Source organism: Pseudotabrizicola sp. (assembly GCF_030656345.1).
Classification (GTDB): domain Bacteria; phylum Pseudomonadota; class Alphaproteobacteria; order Rhodobacterales; family Rhodobacteraceae; genus Pseudotabrizicola.
Genome location: NZ_JAUSNR010000050.1, coordinates 1 through 25931, shown reverse-complemented (window position 1 = coordinate 25931; position 25931 = coordinate 1). Strand labels below are relative to the sequence as shown.

Here is a 25931-nt window from a genome sequence, read left to right as displayed (position 1 = left end):
CAATGCGGGTCCGATGCGCACGCAGATGGAAGAGGCACTCGCCAGTGCGGGCTTCGACGAGGACACGCTCAACGAAATCGCAACGAGCGGGAATCCAGGCGCCGAAGGCGTGGCGACCCGTGCAACGACAGGCGCTGTCCTATCGGCTGCGGCCCAGAACAGCCACGCCGAGGCAGCACTTTCGCTTGAGCGCGTCGAGCGACTGGTCTCCATGATCCCAGAAATGGAAGACCTGAAGGCGTCGATGGACCACAACACCCGCGTCACGGCGGAACTCGCCATCGCCATGACGCGGATGTGGGAACTCGAAGCCATCCAGACCCTTGGCGCGGGCAATGCCGGTGTGGTGGATGCGGCGACTGTCGCCGAAGAGCGTCGCTACATGGACTTCACCCTGCCGAGCCTCGAACCGTGAGTGGGGCACCAGACATGACTTTGAGACTGACTGGGGGCATGAGCGCGCGCGAACTGGTCGAGGAGGAACTGATCCATGGCGCGTTGCGCCGGGAGCAGCTCTGGCGGATGATCGGCCTCGGCGGGGCAGGTTTCGGCGTTTTTGGCTGCCTTGCAGCCGCAGCCGTCGCCCTGATGGTCGAGACGCCCCCGCCCGTCGTCGTGCCCTATGATCCCGCGACCGGTCTCGCTCTGCCGAACGCCACGGTGGAAACGGTCTCGCTGGCGGAGCGTCCCGCCATTATCGAGGCGCAGATCTACCGCTATATCCTCGACCGCGAGGTCTACAACCAGCTCGACAACGACCTGCGCGTGCGCCGGGTGCTGGCGCAATCCACCGGGGCGGCCGAGGCCAGCATGCGCGCCATGTGGACCTCGGGGCAGGAAAGCTATCCGCCGACGCGATATGGCCCCGCAGCAGAGATGGCCGTCGAGATCGCGTCGATCACGCTCATAGGGGACAACCGCGCGCAGGTGCGCCTCAGAAAGCGCCTGACCAGCCGGCAAGGGGCGCAGGACGGATCGTTCACCGCAACATTGATGTTTGCTTTTCAACCCGAACGGACCCGCTCGATCGACGACGTCTGGCAAAACCCCTTCGGCTTCACCGTTACCCAATATGCCATCCGATCGGACCGTTCCGAATGACCTCTGTTCCAGTTCTCACATCCGTTCACGCCCTTCTGGTCGCCGGCGCGCTGGCGCTCATGGCCCCTGCAGCCATCGCCGAGACCACGCCGCGCCCCGGTCCCCATGACAACCGCGTCCGGGTTGCCACCTGGACCGAAGGGCAGGTCTACCGCGTCGTCACCACGCTGACCCGGGTCACCACCGTCGAATTCGGGATCGGCGAAACCATCCGCTCGATCATCGCGGGCGACACGGTCGGCTTTCAGTTCGATGGTGTCCCCGGGGGACGCGCCTTTGCGATCAAACCCGCGGCCTCAGGTGTTGCCACCAACATCACGGTCTACACAAACCGCCGCTCTTACTATTTCCACGTCGTCGAGGCGCGTGAGACGCCGCATTATGTGGTCCAGTTCCGCTATCCCGAGAGCCGCGCACAACCGGCTCGCGCAGTCGCAGCCGATGCGCCGAACGCGAACTACGCCGTCAGCGCCCGGGAAGAGTTCACACCGACGGCCGTCTGGGATGACGGCACCTTCACGTACTTCCGCTTCGCGCGGAACGCGCCGCTCCCGGCGATCTTCCGCTATGCGAAGGGCGGCGAGCGGGCGGTGAACAGCACGGCTCTCGAGGATGGAGTCATCCGCGTCTCAGGCGTCAATCGCCAATGGGTTCTGCGCCTCGGCGAAGACGAGGTCTGTGTTCAGGATATGGGTGGGCCCACATCATGAGCCAGGACACCGAAGACCTCGCCGCCCGCCTCGCGGCGCTTGGAGCGACGGGCGACAAGAAGCGCGGTGCAGCACGGCCCTCTCCGCTGACGGCCATCCTTGGCGTGGCCGGGATTGTCGCCGTGGGCGGCCTGGCCTGGGCCGCCCTGCAGCCATCGCCGGAAACGCCCCTGCCGACCGCAGCCCCCGAAGAGTTCCAGACTACGGGATCGGGCTTCGGCGACCTCGCACCCATGCCCGTCGCCGAGCCTGCACCGTCGCCACCGGACGATACCGGCCCGTCCGCGTCGGAACTGGCACTGATGGAAAGCCTCGCGACGCTACGCGCGGAACTCGAAGACCTGCGCGCGCGGCCCGTCGAGGCATCGGATATCGGGGCAGAACAGGCCATCGCTGACCTGACAGCCCAAATCGCGGCACTGCAGACCGCCTCGACCGAGGCGCAGCGCGCGATCGAGCGACAGCTGACCGAACGCGACCGTGAGCTTGACCAGCTGCGCATGGACCTCGAGGTCGCGCGGCTGACCCCGCCTGCGCCCACGGACCTCGGCCCGAACGAGGAGGAGCTGCGGCTCGCGGAACTTGAACGCCGCAGGATCGCCGAGGCGGAAGCGCGGGCCGAACGCATCGCCTCGCCCATGATTGCGTTTTCCGGGATGGGGGCGGGGACTGACCGAGAGAACAACGTTGAGGCCGCGCGCCTGAATGAAGACGAAGCCTTCGTGCGCGCGGGCGCCAGACCCGCCGCGGTGACGCGCGCCGAGGTGATCGTGAACCCGGGCAACACCGTCGTGCAAGGCACGATGATCCAGGCCGTGACCGAGACGGCCCTCGACAGCACGCTACCCGGCGCGATCCGCGCCATCGTGTCTGAGGACGTCCATTCCTTCGATGGCACACGGGTCCTCATCCCGCGTGGGGCGCGCCTCATCGGGCGCTATCGCTCCGACGTGGCGCTGGCGCAATCGCGGGTCATGGTGGCCTGGGACCGGATTATCCTGCCCGATAACCAGACCGTAGAGATCAGCGCCTTCGGCGGGGACGAGCTCGGACGGACCGGCACAACCGGTTCTGTCGACACCCGCTTTGCGCAACGCTTCGGCTCGGCCGCGCTTATTTCGCTGATCGGGGCTCTGCCCGCCGCAGCCGCAGGCCAGATAGAAGACGAGGCGGTGGCCGATGTTGCAAGCGATGTCGGAGCCGATCTTGGCGACAGCACCCAAAGCGTGATGCAGGACTATCTCGCGATCCGCCCCGTGATCCATGTGGATCAGGGCGCGCGGATCACGGTCATGGTCGACCGCGACCTGGAGATTTTCTGACATGGCGGCGAGCTATCTCGAAGCCTCGCTCGACCGGCTGGGCGCGCCCGTGCAACGGGACGACACGATCGAGATCTGCATCAACCCCAATGGCCAGGTCTGGGGCGAGTTCCAGGGCGATCATTTCATGCGGGGTCTCGGCACCCCGCTGACCCAGACCGAGATCAAGGACCTCGGCAACCAGATCGCCTCGGCTGCCTCGACCACGCTCAGCACCAAGAAACCCATCGTCTCGGTCTCGATACTTTACCGTGCCCGTCCGATCCGCGCGCAGGTGATCCAACCGCCAGTCGTCGAGGGTGGGTTCTCCATCTCACTGCGGTTCTTTTCCTCCCTGCCGCTGGAGGCCATCAAGCTAGGCTTCCTCTATGGCAAGGAACGCAGTCTCGAAGGTCTCCGCCGCGAACGGAATGCCGCGTTGCGCGATGTGGTGCCCTCCGGCGACATCGATGCCGCCCTGCGCTTCTGCGTCGAGAACAAGCTCAACATGATCGTCTCGGGGGGCACATCGACCGGCAAGACGGTCGCAGCGCGCAAGATCCTCTCGCTTATCCCGCCAGAGGAGCGGATCATCACCATCGAGGAGGCAGCTGAACTGCGCCCTGAGCAGCCAAATGCCGTGACCCTGATCGCCGACCGCGACACCGAGGCCCGCAGCGCCGATGTCCTTCTGGCCTCGACCCTGCGGATGCGGCCTGATCGGATCGTGCTGGGCGAAGTTCGCGGCCGCGAGGCGATGACCTTCCTCGAGGCGATCAACACCGGCCATGGCGGCTCGCTCACCACCCTGCACGCCGAGACCCCGCAGCTTGCCGTCCGCCGCCTCGCCATTGCCGCGCTGAAGACCGATGTGCCGATGACCTATACCGACATGGTCGACTACATCGAGGGCTCCATCGACGTGATCATCCAGGCTGGCCGCCATGACGGCGCCCGCGGCATCACCGAGTTCTTCCTGCCGGGGCAGACAACACATCCAAATCAGAACACTGCCGGAACCGAGGGCACTAAGCGCCCTTCGGTTGCCGCCGAATGACCCGAAAGGAAATCCCCATGCGCCAGACCACCCTCGCCGCAGCTGTCACCCTGCTGGCCGCGCCGCTCGCGGCCCAGACCTCGCCTCAGGTCACGAATGATCTCACCGTAACCATGTCGCCCCAGCAATACCGGATCTGCAACGACCGGCCCGCACGGCCGACCTGGATGGATGAGGTCCACCCGCGTGAGGCCTACAAGGCGCTGACGTTAATGCGGCTCTACGAGCTGCGGTCTTGGGAAGCGATCAAGGCATCGGGCGATTGCGGCTGTGATGCGCGGTTTCCGTCATGGGATGCCGCTTCGGCCGAGTACGAGGAACGGTTCGCGACCAACCCCCAAGCAGAGCACACTCAGACCCAGTTGGCCCTCCGCAACGAACAGAACCAGATCGCCCGCGACGTCCAGGATATCTGCGAAGCGCAAGGCAATTGGTAATGAGCATCGTCAGCTGGATGGTCGGAACCGCCGACGGCTTCCTTGCCGACGCGGCCGAGTCCCAGTTCGGGGCAGTGGCCAGCAATACCGGCACGATCGTCCTGCTGATGGTCACGCTTTCGCTGATCGGCGTCTGCATCAACATGGCCTTCCAGTTCCGCAGCATGGATGGGGCCAGCTTCTTCTGGTACCTGATCAAGCTGACGCTGATCGGCCTCTTTGCCTTCAACTGGGCCAACTTCAACGCGGTGGCCAATGCCGTCATCGGCGGGCTAGACTATGTCGCCGGGGCCCTGATTTCCTCGGTTGGCGGCGGCGGGGCAGGGGCCACGTACTTTGCGGCCGAGTTCGATGATCTCATCACGGAGTTCAGCCAATACCTGAACGCGATCGGCAACAACCTGAACTGGATGACCGGCGCGATCCTCGGCGGCATCGGCCTCGTGCTCCTGAGCCTCCTTGGCTTCATGACCGGCATTGTCCTCATCTTCGCCAAGATGATGCTGACCCTGATGCTCGGCCTCGCGCCGATCATGATTGCGCTGTCTCTCTTCGATGCGACCAAGGATTTCTTCCACAGATGGGTCTCGACGACGATCAGTTATGCCTTCTACCCCATCGTCATCGCCGCCATGTTCTCGACCGTGGTCGGCATGGCGAATTCGCTCTTAGCCCAGCTCGGTGATCCGAACTCAGCCACCAACATCGGCTCACTGGTGCCATTCTTCGTCATGGTGTTCCTGGCCAAAGGCTTCGTCGCGGCAACGCCCCTGATCGTGCGAGGCATATCGGGGAACCTGATGGTGGCCGCAGCACCGGCGATCGTCAGTGGGTCAGCAGGGGTCTTGCGGGGGCTGGTGAACACTTCAGGCGTGCAGGGCAGGGCAAGGATCGGGGCGCTTACGACGGGTGAAGCGATCGGTCGGGGGGCGGTGCAGGCGCCCGCCGCCGTGCGTGGCGCTGCGGCGACGGCCAGCGCGCAGGTGGTCAGGATGGCGGAGAGGGCGAAGCGGTTAGGGCAATAAGATTGAACGCCAAAGTGTGCTCTCACTTTGCATTCTATGCTGCTAAAATAGTTTTCTCTCCTCGAAGGTGACTTGGATCAATTTCGTTCTCTTCGACGGTTCTAGTACTGTTAAACTCGTAAAGGCTTACAATCCGACTTCCATCCCACGTGTATCGAAAGTGTTCACCTTGGATAGCTTTACGGAGGACCTCACCCGTAAGAACAGCGATCCGTTCGCCAATCGGCCGCTCTAAAGATTTGAACAGCACGCCGTCGAAATAAACGCTTTCCCTCATCTTAAGAATAGAGCGCCCTAAGCTTCTTCGGGCATCCTGATGGAGGTCTCCTGGAAAACCCCGGGCGTCCAGAAATCGGCCACTTACTTCTCTGCTCAGCATTCGCATGTCCAGCCCGACCGGTGGCTCACCAGTTCTATCGAGAAACAACTCACGCTTAGCGACAGAGACCGCAAGCGCGGTTTGCTTGTCGCCTGACATTTCGAGGCATCTGGTGAACTGATCGAAAAACCAGCTCCCTTCAGGATTTGGATATGTGAAGGGAGCGAGGTTCCAGTTCTGAAGGCGTGGTGAGGCCACGTCGACTGATGCGGTCACGCCACCAGTAAGGAGCTGCATTTCTTTCACACGAGGATTGTGCGTGTCGGCGAGAGCTGAAACCTCGTCGTCACGACCGCCAGCTATCCTCTTGTAAAGGGGAACAGGCGGAAAGCGGGACGGTATCAGAAGAAACCATGTCTTGCTGAATTCCACAACAGGAAGCTCATCCACCGCGTTGAGCATCAAGATATTCTCTTACTTTGTAGATGTCTATCACTTGCCCGCCCATCATTGTTTCTAACGCACTGCGGCCCCCAAAATAGCTGTTTGATCGTTTTATCCACCCATCGGCTGCCTCTGGGTTGGGCAGGAGTATTTGCAGTGATTTGTAGATACCGAGCAAATGGGAAATGCGTTCCAGCGTGTCGTTCGGCAGGTTGCCACCTTCCTTCTTCCACTTGAAAAATGTTGACCGGCCCGGTGATCCGAGCAGTGTGATCTGCTCATCTGTGTTGAGGCCCCAATCTTCTGCAAGGTTTGAGAATGCCTCCATGGCCGCAGGAATCCCTGCGTGTCCCGCGTCGCGACCGAGCGCGGGCCTAGAGAGTGACATACATCGGCTCCTCCCAATTTTAGTCCAACTTTGGACTTGATTTTCGAAAAAGTCCCGATATATACAGTACACATCAGGACTTCATGGCCACTATAGTCCAGTTCTGAAGGGTTACAAGAGAAACCTGCCGGTCATCCGGCAACGAGCAAGAGGCTACTGCCATGGCTGATACACAGCACGGAACGATTTACGCGATCAAAGTCGATGGTCGCACACTGACGACCGAAGATCCGAAGTTGACCGGACGCCAGGTCCGCAGCCTCGCGGGGGCGGCGCCCGCGAGCGATTTCATCCTGATTATGATTGCGGATGGCGCTGCGCAGTCCGTTGGTCTCGACCGTTCGGTTCATCTTGACGAGATCGCTTCGCCGGTTGTCTTTCGTCTTTTCCGGAGCGACCGAACGTTTTCATTTACGGTGAACGAGCGCGGCTTTGAGTGGGGCGAAGCCATTATCGACGCTGACGAGATAAGGCAGGTTGCGAGAGTTCCAGACGATCATGACCTGATCCTGGACTCCGATGGAGATCGGATTATTGGCGACGATGATGCCGTTCGACTCAAGGGAGATGGAGTAGAGCGTATTGTCTCCCGCCCGATGGCAAACCAAACCATCACGATCATTGTCAACACTCGGCCGAAGACAATTTCTGCGCGGCGGCTGACGTTCACTGACCTAGTCGCGTTGGCATTCGAAACACCACCATCGGGTGAAAATGTCTGTTTCACAGTGTCGTACCGCAAAGGGCCGAAACGTCGTTCGGAGGGGTCGCTCCTCGAAGGTGACAGCATCAGGATCAAAGAAGGGATGGTATTCAATGTATCTGCAACCGACAAATCCTAGTGCCGATATCCAACGTCTCATCGAAGACGGATATGAGGTAGAGATCAGGAACGGCCATCTGGTTCTTCATGCAGTCCCGTATGTCACTGCAACGAAAATCGTTCGGCGTGGGATGTTGGTCTCCACACTTCATCTTGTCGGTGACCGGACATGCGTCCCCGATACACACGTTATCATGTTCGCTGGTGAGTTTCCCTGTGATCGCCACGGCAGCCCACTGTCCAAGATCGAAAACTGCAACGGCACACAGGACCTGGGCGACGGGCTGGTAATCCACCATCATTTTTCGAGTAAACCATTGTCGGGCCAGTACGCCGATTACTATGAGAAAATGACAACCTACGCCGCAATACTCTCAAATGAGGCTGTGGCGATTGAGCCCGACGCTTCGGCACGGACTTTTCGTGTCATGGAGACGGCAAGCGACAGCGGTCCATTTCGTTTTACCGATACTGCCTCGAGCCGCGCGGGGATCAGCGCCCTCGCGCACAAGCTCGCGCATGAAATAGTTGGCATAGTCGGGCTGGGCGGTACGGGATCCTACGTCGCAGATCTGGTGGTCAAAACGCACGTCCCCGAGGTCCATTTTTTCGATGGCGATGTGTTCGGTCAGCACAATGCATTTCGAGCACCGGGCGCGCCAACTCTGGACGTCTTGAAGACCCGGCCCCTTAAGGTCGAGTACTTCAAGGACCTATACGATTCGATGCGGCGCGGTATCCATGCCCACGGTATCTACCTCGACCAGTCCAACATCGAGATTCTTCGCAACCTGACCTTTGTCTTCTTGTGTATGGATGCGGGTCCGGCCAAGCAATATATTATCGAGGCATTGGAAGGGTTTGGTATACCGTACATCGATGCAGGCATGGGTCTTGACCTTGTTGACGGTCGGCTCACGGGTTCGTTGCGGACAACGCTCAGCCAGCCGGAACGCAGGGAGGCTGCCCGCGCTCGCATTCCGGTCTCGGGGGCTGGCCACAATGACCTCTACAGCCGCAATATTCAGGTCGCAGAACTGAACTCGCTCCTTGCTGACCTCGCCGTCATCAAGTGGAAGAAGTACCGCGATTTCTATGCCGATCTTGAAGATGAATTGACGTCAGTATTCAACATCGACGGCAATCAGCTTCTCAACGAGGACGCGGCATGACGGCGGTTCGTAAGTTGGATCATCGCTTTGTTGAAGTCGTGCCCCCTGAACTGGTATCCGGCATTCTTTACGTCTCGCTCGAGTATGGGACGATGATACATCTTTGCTGCTGCGGATGTGGAAACGAGGTTGTGACACCACTTAGCCCGAACGACTGGAAACTGACCTTTGATGGACAGACGGTGTCGATCCATCCTTCAGTCGGCAGCTGGAGCCTACCATGCCGGTCGCACTACGTCATCACGCGCGGTCGGGTGAACTGGGCCGATGATTGGACCGAGGAGCAAGTCGCCAAAGGACGCGCACGGGATCAGGCAATCAAAGCGTCAGCAAAGCAACTGGAGGAAGTACGTCTAGAACCAGTACAGATGCTACCCGAAGATCGTAAGTCCTGGCGGACCAGAATTGGCCGACTGTTTCGCTTGTAAGCGTACTGATGGCCTAGACGAACTGATCAAGAGCGTTGCTGACAGAAAATGACCTGTCAGCTATGCTGAAAACTGCAGGTCGGGGCCCTAGACACAAAGTTCCAGCACGCACCAATTAAGTGTACTCAGCAATGATCGCCCTCGTTGTCTGAACAGCCGCCGCCAGTTCGGTCCTACCCGCCTCATTGATCCCTAAACCCGCGAGTTCGATTGACAACTTTTTTGAGTCACTAACTCCCGCCGCAGCGCGTGCCGCTCGGCCCCGCGCGCGATTTGACACGGCTAGACTCGGAACCTTTGTGTCCGTCGTCGGTGCCTCAACTGCCTTGGATGAGCCTTCTGCTCCAGAATCCCTAGCTCCCGCAGCCGCCCGCACCTCCTGCAGTTCCTGCTTCAGCTTTTCCACGGTCTCCCGAGTCTCGGTCATCTGTCGATCTCGCCGCAGCCCGTCTTCATCAGGGTACGGGAAACTCCCCGCCTGACCTGCGTGCAGCACCCGCAGCGCTGGATCCTCGAAATACTTGATTCGCCGCGCCCGGATCGGCATCTGTGCGTCGATCACAAGGATCACCTCGTCGAGGTCCATCCTCCGGGCCTGATCCTCGGTCAGGAGCGGCGTGTCCTCGGTACGCTCAGAAACGCTGCGCCCCTCAAAGGGATTGCGACCAACGGCGCGGGACCGAGTTACCACGCGCTTGGTGGTCTTGCCCACGGCCTGGCTTAACTCTTCGATGGTCTTCTGCTCGGACGGGGTGAGGTAGAGCTTCACGCCCGCGCCGCCCTGCAGGGAACGGCGCGTGTTCTCGCCATAGATCTCGTCCAGCGCCGGGATGGTCTGAGTGACGATGGCAAGGTTCCCGCCGAAGGAGCGCAGCGTCTTGATGCTCTCGGCGACGATCGGCATCTTCCCGAGCCTGTCGAACTCATCGAGCATGATCATCACGGGCCAAGGCTCGTCGTCGCCCGGCTCCTGCGCCTGAAGCGAGGCGATCAAGTCCGAGAAGAACAGCCGGATCAGCGGGGCAAGGGGGCGGATCATCTCGGACTCCACCACGAGATAGATTGCGTGCGGCCGCCGCCGAATGTCCCGGAAGGAGAAATCTGAGGTCGCGGTTGCCGCGTCGATCGCCCGGTTGTCCCAGGTATCGAGACCCGAGGTCATCAAGAGCGAGAGGTAGGAGGTCAGGGTGTCGTTGTTGGTTGAAGCCATGCGCTCGAAGATCAGCTTGGCCGAGGTGTTCTTCACCTCATGCGCTCGCTTCAGGTATTCCTTCTGCTTGTCGCCACCCGAGGCGGTAATCCGGTAGATCTCGCCGATGGTCGGTACGCCGCGCTCGAAGGCCAGAAGGCCAGCCGCGACGAACAGGTCGATGCCGCCTGCCAGAAGACCGCTCAACTTTTCGTTGTCGGTCTGCAGGAAGAGCTTGGCCGTAAGCTTCAGTTCCATCTGTTGCCGGTCGGGGTTGGTCATCGCCGCGATGCGCGCCAGCGGGTTGTAGCGATGTGTCGGGCGGTCCCAGTCGGTGGGCGCGAACCGGTACACCTTGTCGCCCATGCTGGCGCGGAAGCGCGAGGTCTCGCGGAAGTTTTCGCCCTTAACGTCGAGTACGACGGCCGAGCCTTTGTAGGTGAGCAGGTTCGGGATCACGAAGCCCACGCCCTTGCCCCGGCCGGTGGGCGCCACGATCAGCGCATGTGGGAAGGTCTTGGACACCAGGAACGGGCGCTTCGATTTCGGGGGGCCGAGCTTGCCGAGAAGGAAGCCGCCGCCCGGTTTGGCGAAGAAGCCGTTGCGCTTCATCTCGCCCCGGGTCTGCCAATGCGTCGTGCCGAAGCGTGTGAGAGCATCACCGAGAAGCGTAACGCTCAGCATCAGTGCTGCGACGCCGAAGCCCGCGAGGATCAGGTTCACCCAGAGGAAGTCGCGCGGGGCGGTGGCCCCAAGCGCGCGGTATTCCCGTGCGAGCAAGGTGATGTCGAAGGCCTGCGTCGACAGGCCGTAACGGATGGTCAGGTAGCCCGTGGCCACGACATAGCCGATTGCGAGACCGACCAGCGTCAGGCTCAGGATCCCGCCTGCGATCTTCCCCTTATCCATGGGTGATGCCCTTCTCGCCATGCGCCGCGGCGTGACGCGCGCGTTGCGACTCGATCTGCTCTTCGGCCAAGGCGTCGAGCACCTGCTCCATGGCAGGGCCGTGGGCGGTCACTTCGCTGCTCTCGAGATAGGCCTTGGCAAGTTCCAGCTGCCGCAGCGGGTCCTGGCTGAACTTGTCCAGAACCTCGGCATTTCCCGCGCGCAACCCCGCAACCGCGTCCGGCGTCAAACTCCTGTCGATCTGCGCGACGAAGCGCTGCTGCTCCGCCTCTGACATTGGCGCCGGATCGCCGGCCTCCGCCCGGCGCAGATAATCGGCGACAGCAGGCGTCATCGCGGCGAGATAGCGACGCTCGGCATAGTCTTGCCGCGCCTGGTCCTCGATCTCGTGGTCTTGTCGCGGTTTGGTGCCGCTCCTTTGATAGCGTAATGTGCAGCAAAGGAGATGAACCATGGGCACAGTCAGGACGGAAGAATTTCGCAAGGATGCGGTGCGGATCGCGCTGACCAGTGGGCTTTCACGCAAACAGATCGCTGATGATCTTGGTGTCGGGATGTCGACGCTGAACAAATGGATCACGGCGCACCGGGACACAGATGTGGTCTCGTCTGAGGATCGTGAACTAGCCCTTGAGAACGAACGGCTTCGGCGCGAAAACCGCATATTGCGCGAGGAGAGGGACATCCTAAAAAAGGCCACCCAGTTCTTCGCGAGCCAAAAGCCGTGAGGTTTAGGTTCGTCGAGGAACATCGTGGCAGCTTTGCAACGGATCGGTTGTGTCTGGTCATGAACGTCAGCCCACGCGGTTTGCGGGCCTTTCGCAGCCGCCCTGCCAGCCGCAGGCAGCACACCGACATGGTCGTTCTGGCCCATATCAAGGAACAGTCGCGCCTGAGCCTGGGCAGCTATGGCAGGCCCAGGATGACGGAGGAGTTGAAAGAGGTCGGGTTAGATGTGGGGCACCGGCGTGTCGGGCGGCTGATGCGCGAGAACGGGATCGTCGTTGAAAGGCCACGCAAATTCAAGGCGACCACCGACAGCGATCATACGTTCAACATCGCACCGAACCTGCTGGATCGTGACTTCGCGGCGGCTGGGCCGAACCAGAAATGGGCGGGTGACATCAGCTACATCTGGACCCGCGAGGGGTGGCTGTATCTGGCTGTGATCCTGGACCTGCATTCGCGGCGCGTCATCGGTTGGGCCGTCAGCAACCGCATGAAGCGCGATCTGGCGATCCGGGCACTGAAAATGGCCATCGCCCTGCGATCACCGCCCAAGGGCTGCATCTTCCACAGCGACCGCGGCAGCCAATACTGCTCCCACGACTATCAGAAGGTCCTGCGCGAGCATGGCCTCAGAGCGTCGATGAGCGGAAAAGGCAACTGCTATGACAACGCCGCCGTCGAGACCTTCTTTAAGACCATCAAGGCCGAGCTGATCTGGCGACGCGCATGGCAGACCCGACGCCAGGCCGAAACCGCCATCTTCCAATACATCAACGGCTTCTATAACCCGCGCCGTCGGCACTCAGCATTGGGAGGCAAAAGCCCCTTGGCCTTCGAACGTCAAGTGGCCTAAACGAGGACTGGGAGCGGCACAAATACGTGACAAGACCAACAGCAGGCGTCATCGCGGCGAGATAGCGACGCTCGGCATAGTCTTGCCGCGCCTGGTCCTCGATCTCGAGGCTACGCTCACTGATATAGGCGCGCGACGCCCCCATGGCGCGCAGCCGGTTGACCTCCTCCTGAACTGCCGTACCAAACTCCTCTTCGGGCATTTCCGTGCGGTAGAGCGCGAGGATACGTATGTCCTCGGTGATCGGGCCCAAGCGGTCGTAGGGTTCCCGCAAAGCAAGATCCATGTCGCCAGCATGAAGCGTCCGATCTTTCTCCTCCACGGCGTATTCCTGCGGCTTGCGGCTATCGGTGATCTTGTCCCAAGCCATCGAGGCTAGTTCGGCATGATCGGACGACCGCTGCGCGAAGGCGTTGAAGGCGGCGCGCGCTTCTTCGACCTCGACGGCACCGGCTCGGCGCACGGACGGATCGTCCGAGAAGGGATGGTCGAAATCCGTCCGACGGAATTGGGCGACGAGCTCCTGGAAATCCCTGCGCTCGGACGGGGCAAAGATGTCGGGTTCGCCTGTCGCGCGCTCGCGCTCCGGCAGCGTCACACGTTCGGCCAGGGCAACTCGGTCATCTTTGGTGTCATCCACCTCATCGACAGCCCGAAGGATACGCGCATCGGTCAGGGTGTCGCCCAGACGGACATGAACTGCTTCCAGCCGGTCCAGTGCTTCCTTGCGGTCACCGCCCTTCTCCAGATCGAGATCGCCCGCCTTGGCGATGGCGCGCAGATCCTGCGCAAGCCATTGCCGTTCGAGCGCGGCATTGCCGGCCCCTTCGCGCATGCGGGCTGCTACAGCTTCCGGATCAATGCCCGTGCCTTGCAGCGCCTCGCTGAGGCGCGCCTTCACCGCGTCGTCGTCGAGACGCCCCATCTGGCCCTCGCGCATGTTGGCCCGCGCATAGACCCCATCCCGGGATGGTGCGTCGAGAAGTGCAGCCGAACGATCACCGAGCGGGTTCAGATGCGCGACGGAGGCCAGCACATCGGTGAGCTTGCGCTCGATCTCCGGTCTCTCGGCCGCGGGCGCCCGGTCGATCGCGGCTTCGATCTGACGGATGTTCTGAGAAAACTCGGTGATCAGCGTGTCGAAGGCTGTTTCGTCTTGGGACATGTAGATGGCTCCGTCAGATTGGATCTGACCGCCCCTGGCAAGGATGGTGCTGGCCCGCTCAAGCGCCTCGGCCACGTCATCGAAGTTCGACCGGGACGCCTCGGCAGCCAGACCCCGATAGGTCAGCGCGTTGCGCGCCACCGTCTCCAAGGCAGCGGCGAGATCAGCGCCTGTGCGCTGGCGCTCGACGGGCGGTCGGCCTTCGTCACGGGCCTTGTAGACCTCGTCTATCTCAGCACGGTAGGTCGTGACCCCCCGGTCAAGACGCCGTGTGGCCTCGAGCCGGATCCCGTGGACCTGCGCCGCCTCAACCATCGCCACCCGGAAGGCGTCGTAGTTGAAGTGGTGATCCTTCCCGAGAAAGAACATTTCGCCATCCTTGCTGCGGCGGTTCAGAACGATATGCGCATGTGGATGCACGCGATCTTGGTGTATTGCAGCAATATAGTCGAATTGCGACCCCGCATCTTGAAAGAACTTCTCGCAGACGGATTCCGTGATTGCGCGCACCTCTTCGCCGCTGGTGCCGACGGGAAAGGCCATCAGAAGATGCGAGGTATGGCCGAGCTTCGGGCTGTGCCGCTCGCCCCACTGGTTCTCGAAGCGCCGCACGACCCGATCAATTTCGGCCTCGGTCAGGGTCTTTTTGCCGTCATGTGTGCCGCGGCTGTCGAGGATATGGCTCGACTTGGTGGTGAGGTAGGTCAGCTGGGCCTTCAGCTGCGCGCCGGTGTGGCACCCACCCTTGGAGATGGGCTTGAAGATGGCAGGGGAATAGCCCCGCGCGGCCCGGACCATCTGAGCGTTCTTCGCCAGCCCCTGCCAGCTGCCCGAGACCCGGCTCCAGTTACGATCGAAGAGGGCGGGCCCCACACCGCGTGCCTCACTCCGCGCCATGCTCGGCCACCTGCTCCGCTTCCCGCCGCGCCAGGCCGGCGAGGGCCTTGGTCACTTCGAGGTCCAGTTCGCGGCGACGCGCGCGGAACATCTCCTGGATCTGATCGGCCATGTCGAAGACAAGCACCGCGAGATCGCGGATCTCGGCATGGCTGGCAGAGGTGTAGGGCAGACGCTCCCCTTTGAACTTTGCCTCGTTCAGGCGGCGCGCGATCTGGTTCACGTTGTTACCGACCCGGTTCAGCGCCGCGCTCAACCCTCTTAGCTCATCCGTCATGCCTTCATCGGGGCGCAGGAGATCGTCGGCGGCCAGCATCAAGCAGCGCATGGCATCTGACCGATGGGCAATGCCGCGCCGCGCGAGAACTGCATCGAAGCCGCGAAGGTCGCGGTCGGTGACGCGCATGGTCAACACACGGGTGCGGCTGTCGTTGGCGGAGACAGCGGAACGGCCCCGGCCGATGACGTTGTAGACGGTCTTGGGCGAAACCTTCAGCGCCGCGCTGATCGCACCAACCGAGACGCCTTTCGCCCGTTCCCGGACGATCTGACGGCGCTCCTGATCGGTCAGTCTCCGACTGCTGCCCATGTGAAGTATACGTTCCTATTTCTTGCCAACTTCGTACAAGCCCGCCTTCTCCCAGCACAAGCGGAGAAGGCACCAAGGGCTTGTACTCAATGTAGAAAATCGGCCTCACGGGCCGATTTGACGTCCTTTGGCAAATGCAGCGCGCAAGGCGCTCAAGGCAACGCGTCCCGCGTTGCCGGCATCGCGCATCGCGTCCTTTGGACTGCGTTTTGCGCGCCATGCAGCACGGCTTCTGGAAAGTGGCAGATGGCCCGTGCTGCCCGCATCGCGCGTGGTGCCCGATGGTCCACGTCCCGTGCGGTATGCGTCACGCTTCCTGCGTCGCGCACTATGGCCGATGTCGCATGTCGCGCGTCATCTGGGCACCGCATCGCGCGGACGGGAGAACGTCAGGCGTCGAGAGCGTGGTGCTTTTCGCTCCCTGCGCGATGCACCATGGACCCCGGCATTCCGCCTGAGGCAGCCCGCACCCCGTCTTCTGCTTGACGCCGTCGCGCGCGGAGGTTAGCGACGATGAAACATCTTTGCTGCGTTTAACCATTCTTGTGAGAGGTGCGGCCCCATGCCGAACGACAATCTCGTGGTGATCGCCGCGATGGCCCGGAAAGGGGGGAGTGGCAAGACCACGCTCTCGCGCGCCCTGATCAGTGCTGCCGTTGCCGCCGGGCGTCGCGTCCTTCTGATCGATACCGACAGCACCGGCGTGCTTGGCACCTGGCACAAGCGGGCTGAAGCCGCGGGGCTGGGATCACCGCTCCTGCGATCTGCGACCGTCGAAAGCGTAGGGGCCGTGGATCATCGGATCGAGCAGGTCTATGCGGCGGACTCGGCGGATTTCATCTTCATCGATACAGCAGGCGTCGGGGCCGAATGGTCGGACGGGATCGCCGTTCTGGCCGATCACATTGTGACACCGGTCATGCTCTCGACTTCGGATCTCGATGTCGGCGCGCAGACCGCCGTCTGGTTCGAAAAGCTCCGCGCTCGCGTCGATGACCCCGAAAGCCTTCCGCGCCACCATGTCGTTCTGAATATGGTTGACCCCAAGACCACGCGCGCCGATGCCGCTCTCATCGAGGCGGCGATCGCACGGTTCCCGGTGGTCGAGACCGTGATGATGCGCCGGAATGTCTATAAGGAAATGGACGAGAAGGGCCTCCTGCACGCTGTAGCGTTGCAAAAGCAGGCCGATCCGAACCCCCTCATGCGCCCCCATGTGCGCCATGTGGTCGAGGCCCTCGAAGAGGCGACCGACATCCTCAACAACATCCTGGCCACGTGAGGGCGGGGCGGTGAGGAAGAAGATCGCGACGATCACACGGCCTGACCCGGTCTATGCCGCATCCCTGCGTCCGGAGGTGGAAGAAGATCCGGGAAGAGAGAAAGTACAGCGGGCTGGGACAACTCCAGAGCCCGCAAGCGTGCAGCCCATAGTTGTGGACGATCACGTTGCCGCACCGCCAAGGACGCCGCCTGCGCCCACACCACAACCCAGTCAGGAGACGGCCAGACGCGCAGCGCCACCGGAAATGGCATCGCCCGCTCGCACTCGACGCAATCCGGCGACGCGCAAAATCGACATCCGGGTGAATGCGCTCGAACGGCAGGAGGAAGCCCTGATCAACTGCGGCGTCGATCCCGCCCATGTCATCCGAGCTGCCCTGCGCCGTGCGGTGAAGAACTGGCAGCTCAAGCACGACTTTGTCCCACCGTCAGAAGAGCAGCGCACGCGGATCACCGAATGGCGCGCGCGTACGTCATTGGCGGTCGATGCCGGCGCTGTGACCGCCCTCCTGCGCGCCTACGATCCCCTCGACGTCCTGAGCAAGTGGACCCTGATCCGCGGCCAACTGGAACCCCGCGTCTGGGACGAGATCGACACTATTCTTTCAGATTTGGGTCAAGAGGCGACGCTGCCAAGTACAATGAGCGCATGAAAATGCTACAGAACCTTGGCTGCGTTCCTGAAACTCTCATCGCAAAAGATTGCGCCAGTCCAGTTACACATGACGCATTTTTCCAGTGACGCTCATTGGTTATCAGCGGTTCAAAAACCTTAAAGCGCTCATCCCAGTATAGATGATAAAGGGCGGCAAGGTCAGCGAGTAATGACCGCAGTTCAGCCGTTTGACATCAGGCGATGCGCCAGCGCCTTGTAGCCGCTTTACAAATCTGTCGGATAAAGTCGGCAAGACGACCTTATCCCTGCTGGCGAGCACAATCTGCAAATCAAGTGCAGGCCGTGCCAGTTTGGCCGCATAACTTTCCAGGCTTAAAGGAGCCCAGGCGCGCTTCAGCTCAGCAAGCTCGATCTGGCCTTCGAAGCTTGTCCGAATGTGTCGCGTTGCTCCGCCGGTCCACACCATGTCTGCAAGATGACCACCGGTCAGCAAAAGGCTGGCCTTCTCCACCACCGGATCATGTGCAGCAACAAGTCCTGCTACCCATGAGCCCAAGCTTATCCCAACAACGGAAATCTTCCGGTACCCAGCGTGCTGTGCGATCCTGATGAGCTGCCGCCCGTCGATGACCGCCTGCCGGACGGACTGGATGGTCATGCCAAGGTTTGGACTGAGCATAAGATCGGCATGCAATGAGCCGGGCCGTGTCCGTTCGAGATGATAGGGCATTGCCATCTCAAACACGGTAATGCCGCGTCCGGCGAAAAGCCGGGCAAGTTGCGCGTTTCTGGCAGAGGCGTTCCAGTGATGGAAGACCAGGACCGCATGGTCTGACGACCTTGCCTTCGTTACCTTGGCATGCACCATGTCGTTTTTGATCATCCCCGTCGAAAGGTCTGAACGGAAGCTGAGCATTCCGTCTTGCCAGCCCACTTCGGGAAGGTCGTCAGATGGGGCGAAGAATACATCCGAACTGCGTATAACCTCCTCGGCATATGCGCAAAACCCTTCAAGATCGGTCACGTCTTTGGCCGTGGGAAAGGCACGTTCCGCGTCAAGCACTGGCTCTGTCGGTATCTTGACATCGTCGCGGCGCCGAGTTCTGCGCTCATCCCAACGGTCGAGCCATTCATGGAACATAGCTTTGGTCCCTTTGTAGTTGCCGCCGAAACTGGAAATCAGGGTCGAAGAGGCCGTGAAGTGCAACAATCAATCCGCCAGCAAGGATCAAGGAGAAACCGGGAATGACGCCGGCGACCAGGTAGACGGCGATCAGCAATACAATGGCCAGGTTGGCACGGATCCTCGGTTTGCCGGATGTTCCGATGCGGATGCTTCCGTAGAGATAAATGGCCGACACAAGAAAAGCCACAAGCAGGCTGGTATAATGAGTCGGGCTCGGTGACCTGTCCCATTGGACAGGCTCAACTGGCGTTAACAGGACCGACTGCGCATCGGAAAGCATCCAGTTCCAGATGTCGGGGTAGGGCGTCAGACGATAGAAGCTCTCGAGCTTCATGCAGATGGCAACAAGCAGGCCAGCAATGGTGCAGCGCACAATCCCGCTTATGATCTCGTATCCGCTGGCGTCGGCTTCTCGTAAGTCGTCGTTTCCCTGACAATCTACCAACGCAGCTCTGATGTTCACAAAATCGTCCACCAGATTGGAGAGCAGGATCAGGCCCGCAATCAGCAGGTAGAAGCAGAAGCACATATAGAGATAAGCGATTCCCGTGAATGCGATCTGCTCAACAACCCCGATCTGATCGGGCTGTACAAGCGCAACGGATCCCCAATCGACCGCGTAGTCTCCGACCCCGTTTAACAAGGGAAGCAGGCGCACACTGATCCACTGGAACACACCGGCGAAGCCGATACATGTCAGGAAGACCGCCCAATAGGTATGAGACGACGCCTCGACCCTGGCCATCCAAGTCCCCGATTGGTCGTTGTCACCCAAGGCAGACAATAGCTTTGCGCGGCTTATGCTTTTCCATCTGACGACCTGGTCGACCACAACTGCAAGGAACAGCGGCAGGAACACGACGAACAGGACGGTCCAGTTGAGAGTCCAGAGGAAGCCCACCTGCTTGGTCACCCCGTCTTCGCGAAGATATGTGACACTGTGGATGGATAGGAAATAGGACACGAATTGAAGTGCGACGGCCCCTGCAAAGACAGCAGCCGGAAGGTTCAGAACTGACCCTCGGGAGAAAAGCACCTCGGTCGCATGCGCTAAGTCGAAGCGTCGCGCAGCCCTAATGGGTTCCGGCCGTCCCGATTCAGCTAGTTCGGGAGAAGCAAGTTCTGGCTCAGCCATTTCGCTGAGTTCTTTACGCCGCCGCGCTCGGCGCTTAGCCATCAGACGGGACTGCGCGGCGCTCAACTCGGCCTGCCAGGCGCTGGCGGCTTCGGGATCGTTGCAGCCAAGCACCCGCGCAAGCCAACCGATATTGGTGGCGCTTATGCCCTTGTCGTTATCCTCGAACCAGAGCTGAACGGTTCGTAATTCGATGCCGGCTCGGTTTGTTTCGATTTCTGAGATTGCCGCCGCCAGCAGGTCGGGTGTCCATGGACCTTGTGGACAGCCATCCTGGTCGACGGGTCGCCCTACCCCAGCTGCGGCCACACGCGCAAACAGCGCCTTGAAGTCGTCCTCGCTTCGTTCAGGCAGGAGAAAAAATTTACCATTCTTTATCAATAACATACGCAAAAACTTTTCGATGTATTTCAGATGACTTCGTAATGGGACGTGATCCTCTGATCGGGCGACTTCATTTAGCGCCTGCAACCGAGGGTAGCAACCATACGCCCGCCAAAATCTTCTACCGCAGAGTGCTGAGCGGGGAATGACGACAATTGGCCGCCGGACAAGCGCAGCCCCCCAACACACATTGCGTTCAGGAGATGATCGATGACTCAGACGAAGACACAGCGGGAAATGGGAAGTGGTATCACGGCCCCCGAACCCCGCCTTACCGCCGAACCGATCATGCGCATCCTCTGCATGAAGACCGACACGTTGGTTGGCTACCTCTACCAATGGAACAATGGAGAGCTGCAGTCTGCCTGGCTGAAGGGTGCCTTTGCCGAGGTACGCTACGAGCCCATGGTAGAGGCCGCCTGATGGTACATTTGCAGCACCATGAGCCATAGAGAATGACTCTATTACCAATGCGCTGGAACGGGCGGCAACCTGAATGGTTTGCTTTCCGCTGGAGTGTCGGTCCGTTTGAGCCTCTCGCGCGGCTGTTCCCGTTATGATCCGGAGAGACTTCGGGCGCCTGCTGGCCTGCAGCCCTTTGGCTCGAATTGGCGCTGAAAGGGAGCATCAGCGATCCGAATCAAACGCGCCGTCGTGATTCAGAAACCTGATTGGACTTCTGGCAGCTGAGAGCGCAGTCTGGGGCAGGAGGTTCAGCATGTTGGCACCCCAATATCTGCAAAAGTTCGACCCGGTCCGCAATATGGCGCGGTTCTACCGAGTCGATGTGGCCCCCACGCTGTTTGGCGAGTCCAGCGTTGTCCGAACCTGGGGAAGGATCGGCACACTCGGCAGAACTGCCCTCGAAACCTTTCCGACGCTTGACGCGGCTGAGGCAGCCGGATTGCAGACCGTTCGTACGAAACTGAGGCGGGGATACGTCGTCGCTTCAGGGTCTGGCGGACGAGCGTTTGTTGATCGACAAGAGCAGGCAAAAGAAAGGCTTGCATCTCGCACGCCCAATTGAAACAAACCACGAAACCCTTTATGGTGCTCCAACAGACTACCGCCAGGGAGATCGTAATGGGCGTCCACAAGCAGAGTGTCAGCTTTACCGACACGGCCTTTGCCTTCGCGCGCGAGTTGGTCGAGAGCGGTGAGTATCCCAACATCAGTGCTGCGGTTTCCGGAGAGATGGCGCGCGCGCGCGCAGCAAGGGAACGGGAACGGGTGCTGTTCGAAGTCGAGGTCCAGCGCCGCCTTGCCTTGCCGCTGGATGACTGGGAGGCTGTCGGTGCGATCGAGAGCCTCACCACCGGCGCGAGGGCCCACTTGTCTCGGCGCGCGCAGATGGGGAACGGCGACTCCAACTGATGCGCCTCATCCGTCATCCGCTGGTTCAGCACGATCTGCTGGCATTGGTCGACCATATTGTCGAGACGACACAAGGCGACTTCGCCGCCGCGGCCCGACGGCTTGATGAGATCGACGCGCTGCTTGCAGCCATCGCGGGGAACCCGCTTTCTGGTATGAGGCTTTCTCCGCCGCTTGAAGGCTGGCTGGTCCGCCATGGCGGTCGAGGACACCGCATCACCATCGTGTTCAAGCCCAGTCCCGATCACAGCGCGCTCTATGTTGCTCTGGTCGCCTTCGGAGCGCAGGACTGGATTGCCGAGGGGAGTGCGCGAAGATCGTTTATCGAAGCCGTTTAACCTATTATTTTAAATCATTATTTAAATTTCCCATAATGAAGATTATGTAATACTTCGATATGATTAACTTGCACTCTCTCTAAAACTACTCTTCTGGAACTTCCTCTGGCATCCAAAGAAATCCACTGGGTCCCCAATGACTGGCATCATACTGGCTACCAAAGCGCAACCGCATTTCTCCACTAAAGGCAATTGATGCTTCAAGGCCAAGACACCGGTGACTGACAATCGTGTCAACCTGATCGTACACCCTGCCGACTAAGTCCTCAAACCCCGTGCTAACTCGCACAGCAAGCGCCAACTCATGCGGTCGCAACGAGCGCCAAATCGCGGCCCGAAGGCGCGCCTCATTAAACTTGTCATCACTTACTACTGTGGCAGCATCTACGGTTGCACGCCTTACGCTCGACCTAACCGTTCTATTGCGCCAATTCTGAATTGAATTCGCAACCACGCAGCAAAGATCAGCCTCTGACAAAAGCGAATCATCCACCAAGGCCATCAATGCCCTCGATCTCTCGAGCCCATCGATGCTCTCAAGCTCACCCTTCTGCACTTCCTGTCCGATCATCGCGTCAACAAAAAGTGATCCGCCATAGAAAGGTAGTCGGCTTCCCTCAGAAACTGGAAAGAAGACCTCATTTCCAACCAGACCACAGACAAGAGATCCCTGAAGTCTATCTCTTCTTGCCTCGAAGATATCTCGAGAGACAGCGTCCAAGTCGCTCCTACCAAGGGCAGCATCCAGAGTGTCCTGCTCCCGGCACCACGGGCACTCCCTTCTTCCAAAATTCGGAAGGATCACACTTTCGACAACTGATAACTCACCAGTACCAGAATATTTTGCACCCAACTCCAAATAATTCCGCATCACTACTTGGTCCGACGGGCGCAAGAGACCAATCAAGACGTGAATATTGGGCATAGTATCCAATGCTGTTTCGCGCAGATGACGCTTCAGATCGCCTATAGTTTGACCGCTTAGGACCGCGGGCAACAAAAAAATCGATCTCGCGCCGTTCTGGTTCAGAGCCTGCAAGCAATCTGGACGTTCCGAAATCTCACGCCAATCCGGAACTGTAAAAATCTTAGCGTTCTCAAGGAGTTTGGGAGCGGCCATACCCAAGCTCGCGTGAAGCACCAAGCTTGCTGGTGAGCCATCGAGGAATAAATTCGAGAATGAGGCTATGCCTTTGATCCTACTCGTCAAACTCTTCAAAAACTCGCCGTCGGCAAAGAATGCTTCAAGATTGACGTGATATGCATGATGCCGACTATGGCCATGCCGCATGTCAGAATTTGTCGATCCATCTCTGTGCACAGCAAAGAGTTGCTTGCCGCAGTATCGCTCCCAGAAATTCGAGTGTTCTTTGATATCACGCCCGATGAACGGGGTTGCCGCCGCGGTTCTGTAGTCAGGAAAATAGCTGGTCGAACTGACTGAAAGAACCTCAATGCCGCTAGAGGGCTCCGCCTTCTTCCCACGAAGACCTTTGTTTTCTAGGAACGCTCCCAATGAGCAAAGCATCAGTTCTGAATATTGACAAGTGTCGAGGACGGAGTAGATCGCTATCAGGATGCTTGAGTCTCTGGCATCGTACTCCGCCAGCTGATCGGCTATCGCCAACTCAAGGCCACCAGAAGAGTAGAAGCTGGACAGGAAAAGAGCCTTTCCGCCAGATACCTGAGCGGCGTGAACGGCGTCGAAAATCAACTTCTCCTTAACAGGACTCGATGGAATATAGCTCGGCGAGAAGGACCAAGTGACGCGCGGGACACTTTCGAATGCAGAGCCATTATAGATCATTAAGTAGTCCGCGACGACGGCCGCTGATGTTGAAACACTCCATGTGTCGCACATAATGTGCCGCACATCCCTCAGGTATTCAATCATCCAGAAGAATATCGCGGAGAAGAAACCGGCTCTCGATTGCAGGTTCCCTATTCTCACAAAGTAGTCCGAAAGCTGACCTGACGGTAATTCGAAAAGCGCCGCACCGGCATGTTCAAAAAGAACATCTTCGTTCGAAAGAAAATTAAGCATCTCCGTTTGACGCACTGCCGCAAGCAGTTCGCAAACTTGTGCGGGGCCTTCGATAGAGCTTTGCCAATGCATTTTACCTCTCGGAATGCACACTGGTGCAATATTTGGTGCAAAATCGCTGGTCCAGATAGCGAATTGTACATTAGTGCCAATTGCTGAAGACGCACTTCGTAAGCCGTCAATCATCGCCGTTAAGCTAATTGGATATTTGGACCAGTTGATCGCGACAGGGAGGCGATAAATGAAGATCGAATCCTCATTCTCTCTGCCAGTACGAATGAGCCCCCTGCTTAGCTGCACAGCTTCCATCGTCTTCAATTTGCCGAAAACACTCAACTGCGTGTCCTCTTGGTCACGCTCAAATTGATCCAACTGAATGTCTATGACCCTGTACTGCAATCGCTAGATCTCTAAGATGACTGAAAAAGTCGTCCCGCGTGAAAGGCGTGATGTTCTATCAGTCTCCTCGACGCCATTGTGGTTGTCGCTGAAGTACGTCCCGTCCGGTGTTTCGACAACTATCTTTGCAGAAATTTCGCTAGCGAGCTCTCGGACGTCATTGAGGCCCTGTCCGGCGCCCGCGCTCTCTCGTCCTGCAATTCGGCCATCCATTATCTGCTTTAGGCTTAACGTGTCCGACAAATTGGCACGGCTCGGGCTGAAATTACGAACGTGCCGCTCAATTCCAGGTCCGGTGTCACAATAAGAAAAAATGAGAAGCCTTCGCTTCTGTCGTATCAACCGCTCGTATGTACCGAGCATCAAGTTCTTGAGCTTAGGGTAGAAGGATTGAAGCTGTTGGTTAAAATTTGAGTCACCCATCGCTTTCGGGTCCAAGAGAGTAACATCAAGGAATGTCAAGACGCCAAAAAGGAAGTCTTCGCCCTCATTGGAGAAATGTTCTCGGTAGAATTTGGTGTAGTTTCCATTGAATGTTGCATCCGCGTGCGCATGCGTCAGAGCATTCTGTGCGAGTTGCATGTGCATAAATTCGACAAAGCTCTTTCGAAGCATTGCGCTCGCGTCAAGGGAGTTGGGTGAAACCAATATAGAATGTTTTCGCCACACGTTCTCGATCACTCGGGATATCCGCGGAAGAAATACTTCTTTCCCACAGGCATCAAACATGTCTCTTTGAAAAGTCGATGGCCCCAGCGATGCTCTTATTCGATGAATGTGGAGATCAAGTCGAAATGTAAGTGTATCTTCGTGCGTAGCGTCAATGCCCTGATCACCTAGGTAACCTTCGGGGTTTGAAGCAGTCTTAAACTTTGCGTATTCATCCTTTAGGTTTGGATCATCGTTAAGACTACCTAGCCAAGATAGGTGACCTGATAAGAGCTCGTACTCCGCGCGAGCCTGAGGAGTTTTTGAACGCCCTGCGCGGCTAGTATATTTTCGGAAGAGGGAGCCGATAGTTTCGAGCGTTGGTTTAGGGCGGTCCAGGTAGTGAACAGCCGCATTAAGTCGATGCACTTTCCGCCCGTGGATCGAGTTCTCTGGCTCTAGGCCCGCGTAAATTTCCGAAATCGGTATCAATGCCAAGGTGGGTGTCTCCTTGAATTCAAGGTCGCTCAGTTCGGGCGTGCTTGCAAGTGCTTGACGCTCTTAGAGAGGGCGGCTTTTGTAACCTGCCAAAGGCAGCGCTTACGCGCTGCCCCTAGCCATGCGGTAGACCGGGATGCCCATCTTGCGGGCTTTGTCGGCCAGGTTGTCCTGGATGCCAGTGCCCGGGAAGACCACGACGCCGATCGGCATGCAGTCCAGCATCTGGTCGTTACGCTTGAAGGGTGCGGCTTTGGCATGTTTGGTCCAGTCCGGCTTGAAGGCAACCTGCGGCACCTTGCGATTCGAGGCCCAAGTGGCCGCGATCCGCTCGGCACCCTTGGGTGATCCGCCATGCAAAAGCACCATGTCGGGGTGCTTGGCGTGGATCTGATCAAGACGGTCCCAGATCAGCCGGTGATCGGTGGTGTCCCCGCCAGAAAAGGCAACTTTCGGTCCTGGGGGCACCAGGCTCTCGGTCTCTGCGCG

27 protein-coding genes and 1 pseudogene are annotated in these 25931 nt (G+C 59.3%); 17 read left to right on the top strand and 11 right to left on the bottom strand.

Features of this window, described 5'->3' with window-relative positions:
* From Q7J44_RS22115 to Q7J44_RS22085, 7 genes and pseudogenes are all read left to right on the top strand, one after another.
* Positions 1-415 (top strand): annotated as a pseudogene (locus Q7J44_RS22115) (conjugal transfer protein TraF); the annotation flags it as partial.
* Between the two features lie 38 nt (positions 416-453).
* A complete protein-coding gene (locus Q7J44_RS22110; RefSeq protein WP_304883245.1) occupies positions 454-1101 on the top strand; it encodes a virB8 family protein in 648 nt (215 codons plus the stop codon).
* Between the two features lie 59 nt (positions 1102-1160).
* Positions 1161-1811, top strand: coding sequence for a TrbG/VirB9 family P-type conjugative transfer protein (locus Q7J44_RS22105; RefSeq protein ID WP_304883247.1), 651 nt, complete (start codon positions 1161-1163; stop codon positions 1809-1811).
* Complete coding sequence (locus Q7J44_RS22100; protein ID WP_304883244.1) at positions 1808-3133, top strand: TrbI/VirB10 family protein; 1326 nt, start codon at positions 1808-1810, stop codon at positions 3131-3133. The genes Q7J44_RS22105 and Q7J44_RS22100 overlap by 4 nt, the downstream gene beginning before the upstream one ends.
* 1 nt (position 3134) lies before the next feature.
* On the top strand, positions 3135-4169 hold the full coding sequence (locus Q7J44_RS22095) for an ATPase, T2SS/T4P/T4SS family (protein ID WP_304883243.1): 1035 nt from the start codon (positions 3135-3137) through the stop codon (positions 4167-4169).
* Between the two features lie 17 nt (positions 4170-4186).
* The gene (locus tag Q7J44_RS22090; protein WP_304883242.1) at positions 4187-4606 is read left to right on the top strand and encodes a hypothetical protein; all 420 of its coding nucleotides are present in this window, start codon (positions 4187-4189) and stop codon (positions 4604-4606) included.
* Positions 4606-5631 (top strand): type IV secretion system protein, encoded by a 1026-nt coding sequence (locus Q7J44_RS22085; RefSeq protein ID WP_304883241.1) that lies wholly within the window; start codon positions 4606-4608, stop codon positions 5629-5631. The genes Q7J44_RS22090 and Q7J44_RS22085 overlap by 1 nt, the downstream gene beginning before the upstream one ends.
* 34 nt (positions 5632-5665) lie before the next feature.
* On the opposite strand, the gene Q7J44_RS22080 is transcribed toward Q7J44_RS22085, so the two are convergent.
* Positions 5666-6412: an RES family NAD+ phosphorylase gene (locus Q7J44_RS22080; protein ID WP_304883246.1), complete on the bottom strand. Its 747-nt coding sequence runs from the start codon at positions 6410-6412 to the stop codon at positions 5666-5668.
* The gene (locus tag Q7J44_RS22075) at positions 6393-6782 is read right to left on the bottom strand and encodes an antitoxin Xre/MbcA/ParS toxin-binding domain-containing protein (RefSeq protein WP_370693063.1); all 390 of its coding nucleotides are present in this window, start codon (positions 6780-6782) and stop codon (positions 6393-6395) included. The genes Q7J44_RS22080 and Q7J44_RS22075 overlap by 20 nt, the downstream gene beginning before the upstream one ends.
* 161 nt (positions 6783-6943) lie before the next feature.
* Between Q7J44_RS22075 and Q7J44_RS22070 the strand changes: the two genes are divergently transcribed.
* From Q7J44_RS22070 to Q7J44_RS22060, 3 genes are read left to right on the top strand one after another with little or no spacing between them, the layout of a single operon-like run.
* Complete coding sequence (locus Q7J44_RS22070; RefSeq protein ID WP_304883239.1) at positions 6944-7624, top strand: multiubiquitin domain-containing protein; 681 nt, start codon at positions 6944-6946, stop codon at positions 7622-7624.
* Positions 7599-8777 carry a ThiF family adenylyltransferase gene (locus tag Q7J44_RS22065; RefSeq protein ID WP_304883238.1) on the top strand — a complete coding sequence of 393 codons (1179 nt, stop codon included), beginning with the start codon at positions 7599-7601 and terminating at the stop codon, positions 8775-8777. The genes Q7J44_RS22070 and Q7J44_RS22065 overlap by 26 nt, the downstream gene beginning before the upstream one ends.
* Positions 8774-9205 (top strand): DUF6527 family protein, encoded by a 432-nt coding sequence (locus Q7J44_RS22060; protein ID WP_304883237.1) that lies wholly within the window; start codon positions 8774-8776, stop codon positions 9203-9205. Before Q7J44_RS22065 ends, Q7J44_RS22060 begins: the two co-directional genes overlap by 4 nt.
* Before the next feature lie 115 nt (positions 9206-9320).
* On the opposite strand, the gene Q7J44_RS22055 is transcribed toward Q7J44_RS22060, so the two are convergent.
* Together Q7J44_RS22055 and Q7J44_RS22050 are read right to left on the bottom strand one after the other, a co-directional pair.
* Complete coding sequence (locus Q7J44_RS22055) at positions 9321-11303, bottom strand: type IV secretory system conjugative DNA transfer family protein (protein ID WP_304883236.1); 1983 nt, start codon at positions 11301-11303, stop codon at positions 9321-9323.
* Positions 11296-11757, bottom strand: coding sequence for a hypothetical protein (locus tag Q7J44_RS22050; RefSeq protein ID WP_304883235.1), 462 nt, complete (start codon positions 11755-11757; stop codon positions 11296-11298). The genes Q7J44_RS22055 and Q7J44_RS22050 overlap by 8 nt, the downstream gene beginning before the upstream one ends.
* Between Q7J44_RS22050 and Q7J44_RS22045 the strand changes: the two genes are divergently transcribed.
* Positions 11756-12885 (top strand): IS3 family transposase gene (locus Q7J44_RS22045; RefSeq protein WP_304883234.1). Its coding sequence is split into 2 segments (ribosomal slippage): positions 11756-11999 and positions 11999-12885, totalling 1131 coding nucleotides; the frame shifts between segments, so codons are not numbered across the junction. The genes Q7J44_RS22050 and Q7J44_RS22045 overlap by 2 nt on opposite strands.
* Here Q7J44_RS22045 and Q7J44_RS22040 read toward each other — a convergent pair.
* A complete protein-coding gene (locus Q7J44_RS22040; protein WP_304883233.1) occupies positions 12803-14947 on the bottom strand; it encodes a relaxase/mobilization nuclease domain-containing protein in 2145 nt (714 codons plus the stop codon). The genes Q7J44_RS22045 and Q7J44_RS22040 overlap by 83 nt on opposite strands.
* Positions 14934-15536, bottom strand: a complete 603-nt coding sequence (locus tag Q7J44_RS22035) for a helix-turn-helix domain-containing protein (protein ID WP_304883232.1) — start codon at positions 15534-15536, stop codon at positions 14934-14936. Before Q7J44_RS22035 ends, Q7J44_RS22040 begins: the two co-directional genes overlap by 14 nt.
* Positions 15537-16098: 562 nt before the next feature.
* On the opposite strand from Q7J44_RS22035, the gene Q7J44_RS22030 reads away from it, so the two are divergent.
* The gene (locus Q7J44_RS22030) at positions 16099-16818 is read left to right on the top strand and encodes a ParA family protein (RefSeq protein WP_304883231.1); all 720 of its coding nucleotides are present in this window, start codon (positions 16099-16101) and stop codon (positions 16816-16818) included.
* Positions 16819-17065: 247 nt separating this feature from the next.
* Positions 17066-17473, top strand: a complete 408-nt coding sequence (locus tag Q7J44_RS22025; protein ID WP_304883230.1) for a hypothetical protein — start codon at positions 17066-17068, stop codon at positions 17471-17473.
* A gap of 102 nt (positions 17474-17575) precedes the next feature.
* Here Q7J44_RS22025 and Q7J44_RS22020 read toward each other — a convergent pair whose 3' ends face one another.
* On the bottom strand, positions 17576-18577 hold the full coding sequence (locus Q7J44_RS22020; RefSeq protein WP_304883229.1) for a S9 family peptidase: 1002 nt from the start codon (positions 18575-18577) through the stop codon (positions 17576-17578).
* Complete coding sequence (locus Q7J44_RS22015) at positions 18567-20144, bottom strand: RcgA family putative transporter (protein WP_304883228.1); 1578 nt, start codon at positions 20142-20144, stop codon at positions 18567-18569. Before Q7J44_RS22015 ends, Q7J44_RS22020 begins: the two co-directional genes overlap by 11 nt.
* A 234-nt stretch (positions 20145-20378) precedes the next feature.
* Between Q7J44_RS22015 and Q7J44_RS22010 the strand changes: the two genes are divergently transcribed.
* The 4 genes from Q7J44_RS22010 (at position 20379) to Q7J44_RS21995 (ending at position 21853) form a co-directional block, all read left to right on the top strand.
* Positions 20379-20564: a hypothetical protein gene (locus Q7J44_RS22010; protein WP_304883227.1), complete on the top strand. Its 186-nt coding sequence runs from the start codon at positions 20379-20381 to the stop codon at positions 20562-20564.
* 295 nt (positions 20565-20859) lie between these two features.
* On the top strand, positions 20860-21168 hold the full coding sequence (locus tag Q7J44_RS22005) for a WGR domain-containing protein (RefSeq protein WP_304883226.1): 309 nt from the start codon (positions 20860-20862) through the stop codon (positions 21166-21168).
* Between the two features lie 56 nt (positions 21169-21224).
* On the top strand, positions 21225-21515 hold the full coding sequence (locus Q7J44_RS22000) for a hypothetical protein (RefSeq protein ID WP_304883225.1): 291 nt from the start codon (positions 21225-21227) through the stop codon (positions 21513-21515).
* On the top strand, positions 21515-21853 hold the full coding sequence (locus Q7J44_RS21995) for a type II toxin-antitoxin system RelE/ParE family toxin (RefSeq protein ID WP_304883224.1): 339 nt from the start codon (positions 21515-21517) through the stop codon (positions 21851-21853). The genes Q7J44_RS22000 and Q7J44_RS21995 overlap by 1 nt, the downstream gene beginning before the upstream one ends.
* A gap of 85 nt (positions 21854-21938) precedes the next feature.
* Here the strand turns inward: Q7J44_RS21995 and Q7J44_RS21990 are convergent, their stop codons facing one another.
* The 3 genes from Q7J44_RS21990 to Q7J44_RS21980 all read right to left on the bottom strand — a co-directional run.
* The gene (locus Q7J44_RS21990; RefSeq protein ID WP_304883223.1) at positions 21939-24269 is read right to left on the bottom strand and encodes a hypothetical protein; all 2331 of its coding nucleotides are present in this window, start codon (positions 24267-24269) and stop codon (positions 21939-21941) included.
* A 30-nt stretch (positions 24270-24299) separates the two neighbouring features.
* Positions 24300-25442, bottom strand: a complete 1143-nt coding sequence (locus tag Q7J44_RS21985) for a hypothetical protein (protein WP_304883222.1) — start codon at positions 25440-25442, stop codon at positions 24300-24302.
* 102 nt (positions 25443-25544) lie between these two features.
* Positions 25545-25931, bottom strand: a 387-nt coding sequence (locus tag Q7J44_RS21980; protein ID WP_304883221.1) for a DUF2493 domain-containing protein, incomplete at its 5' end; no start/stop codon positions are given.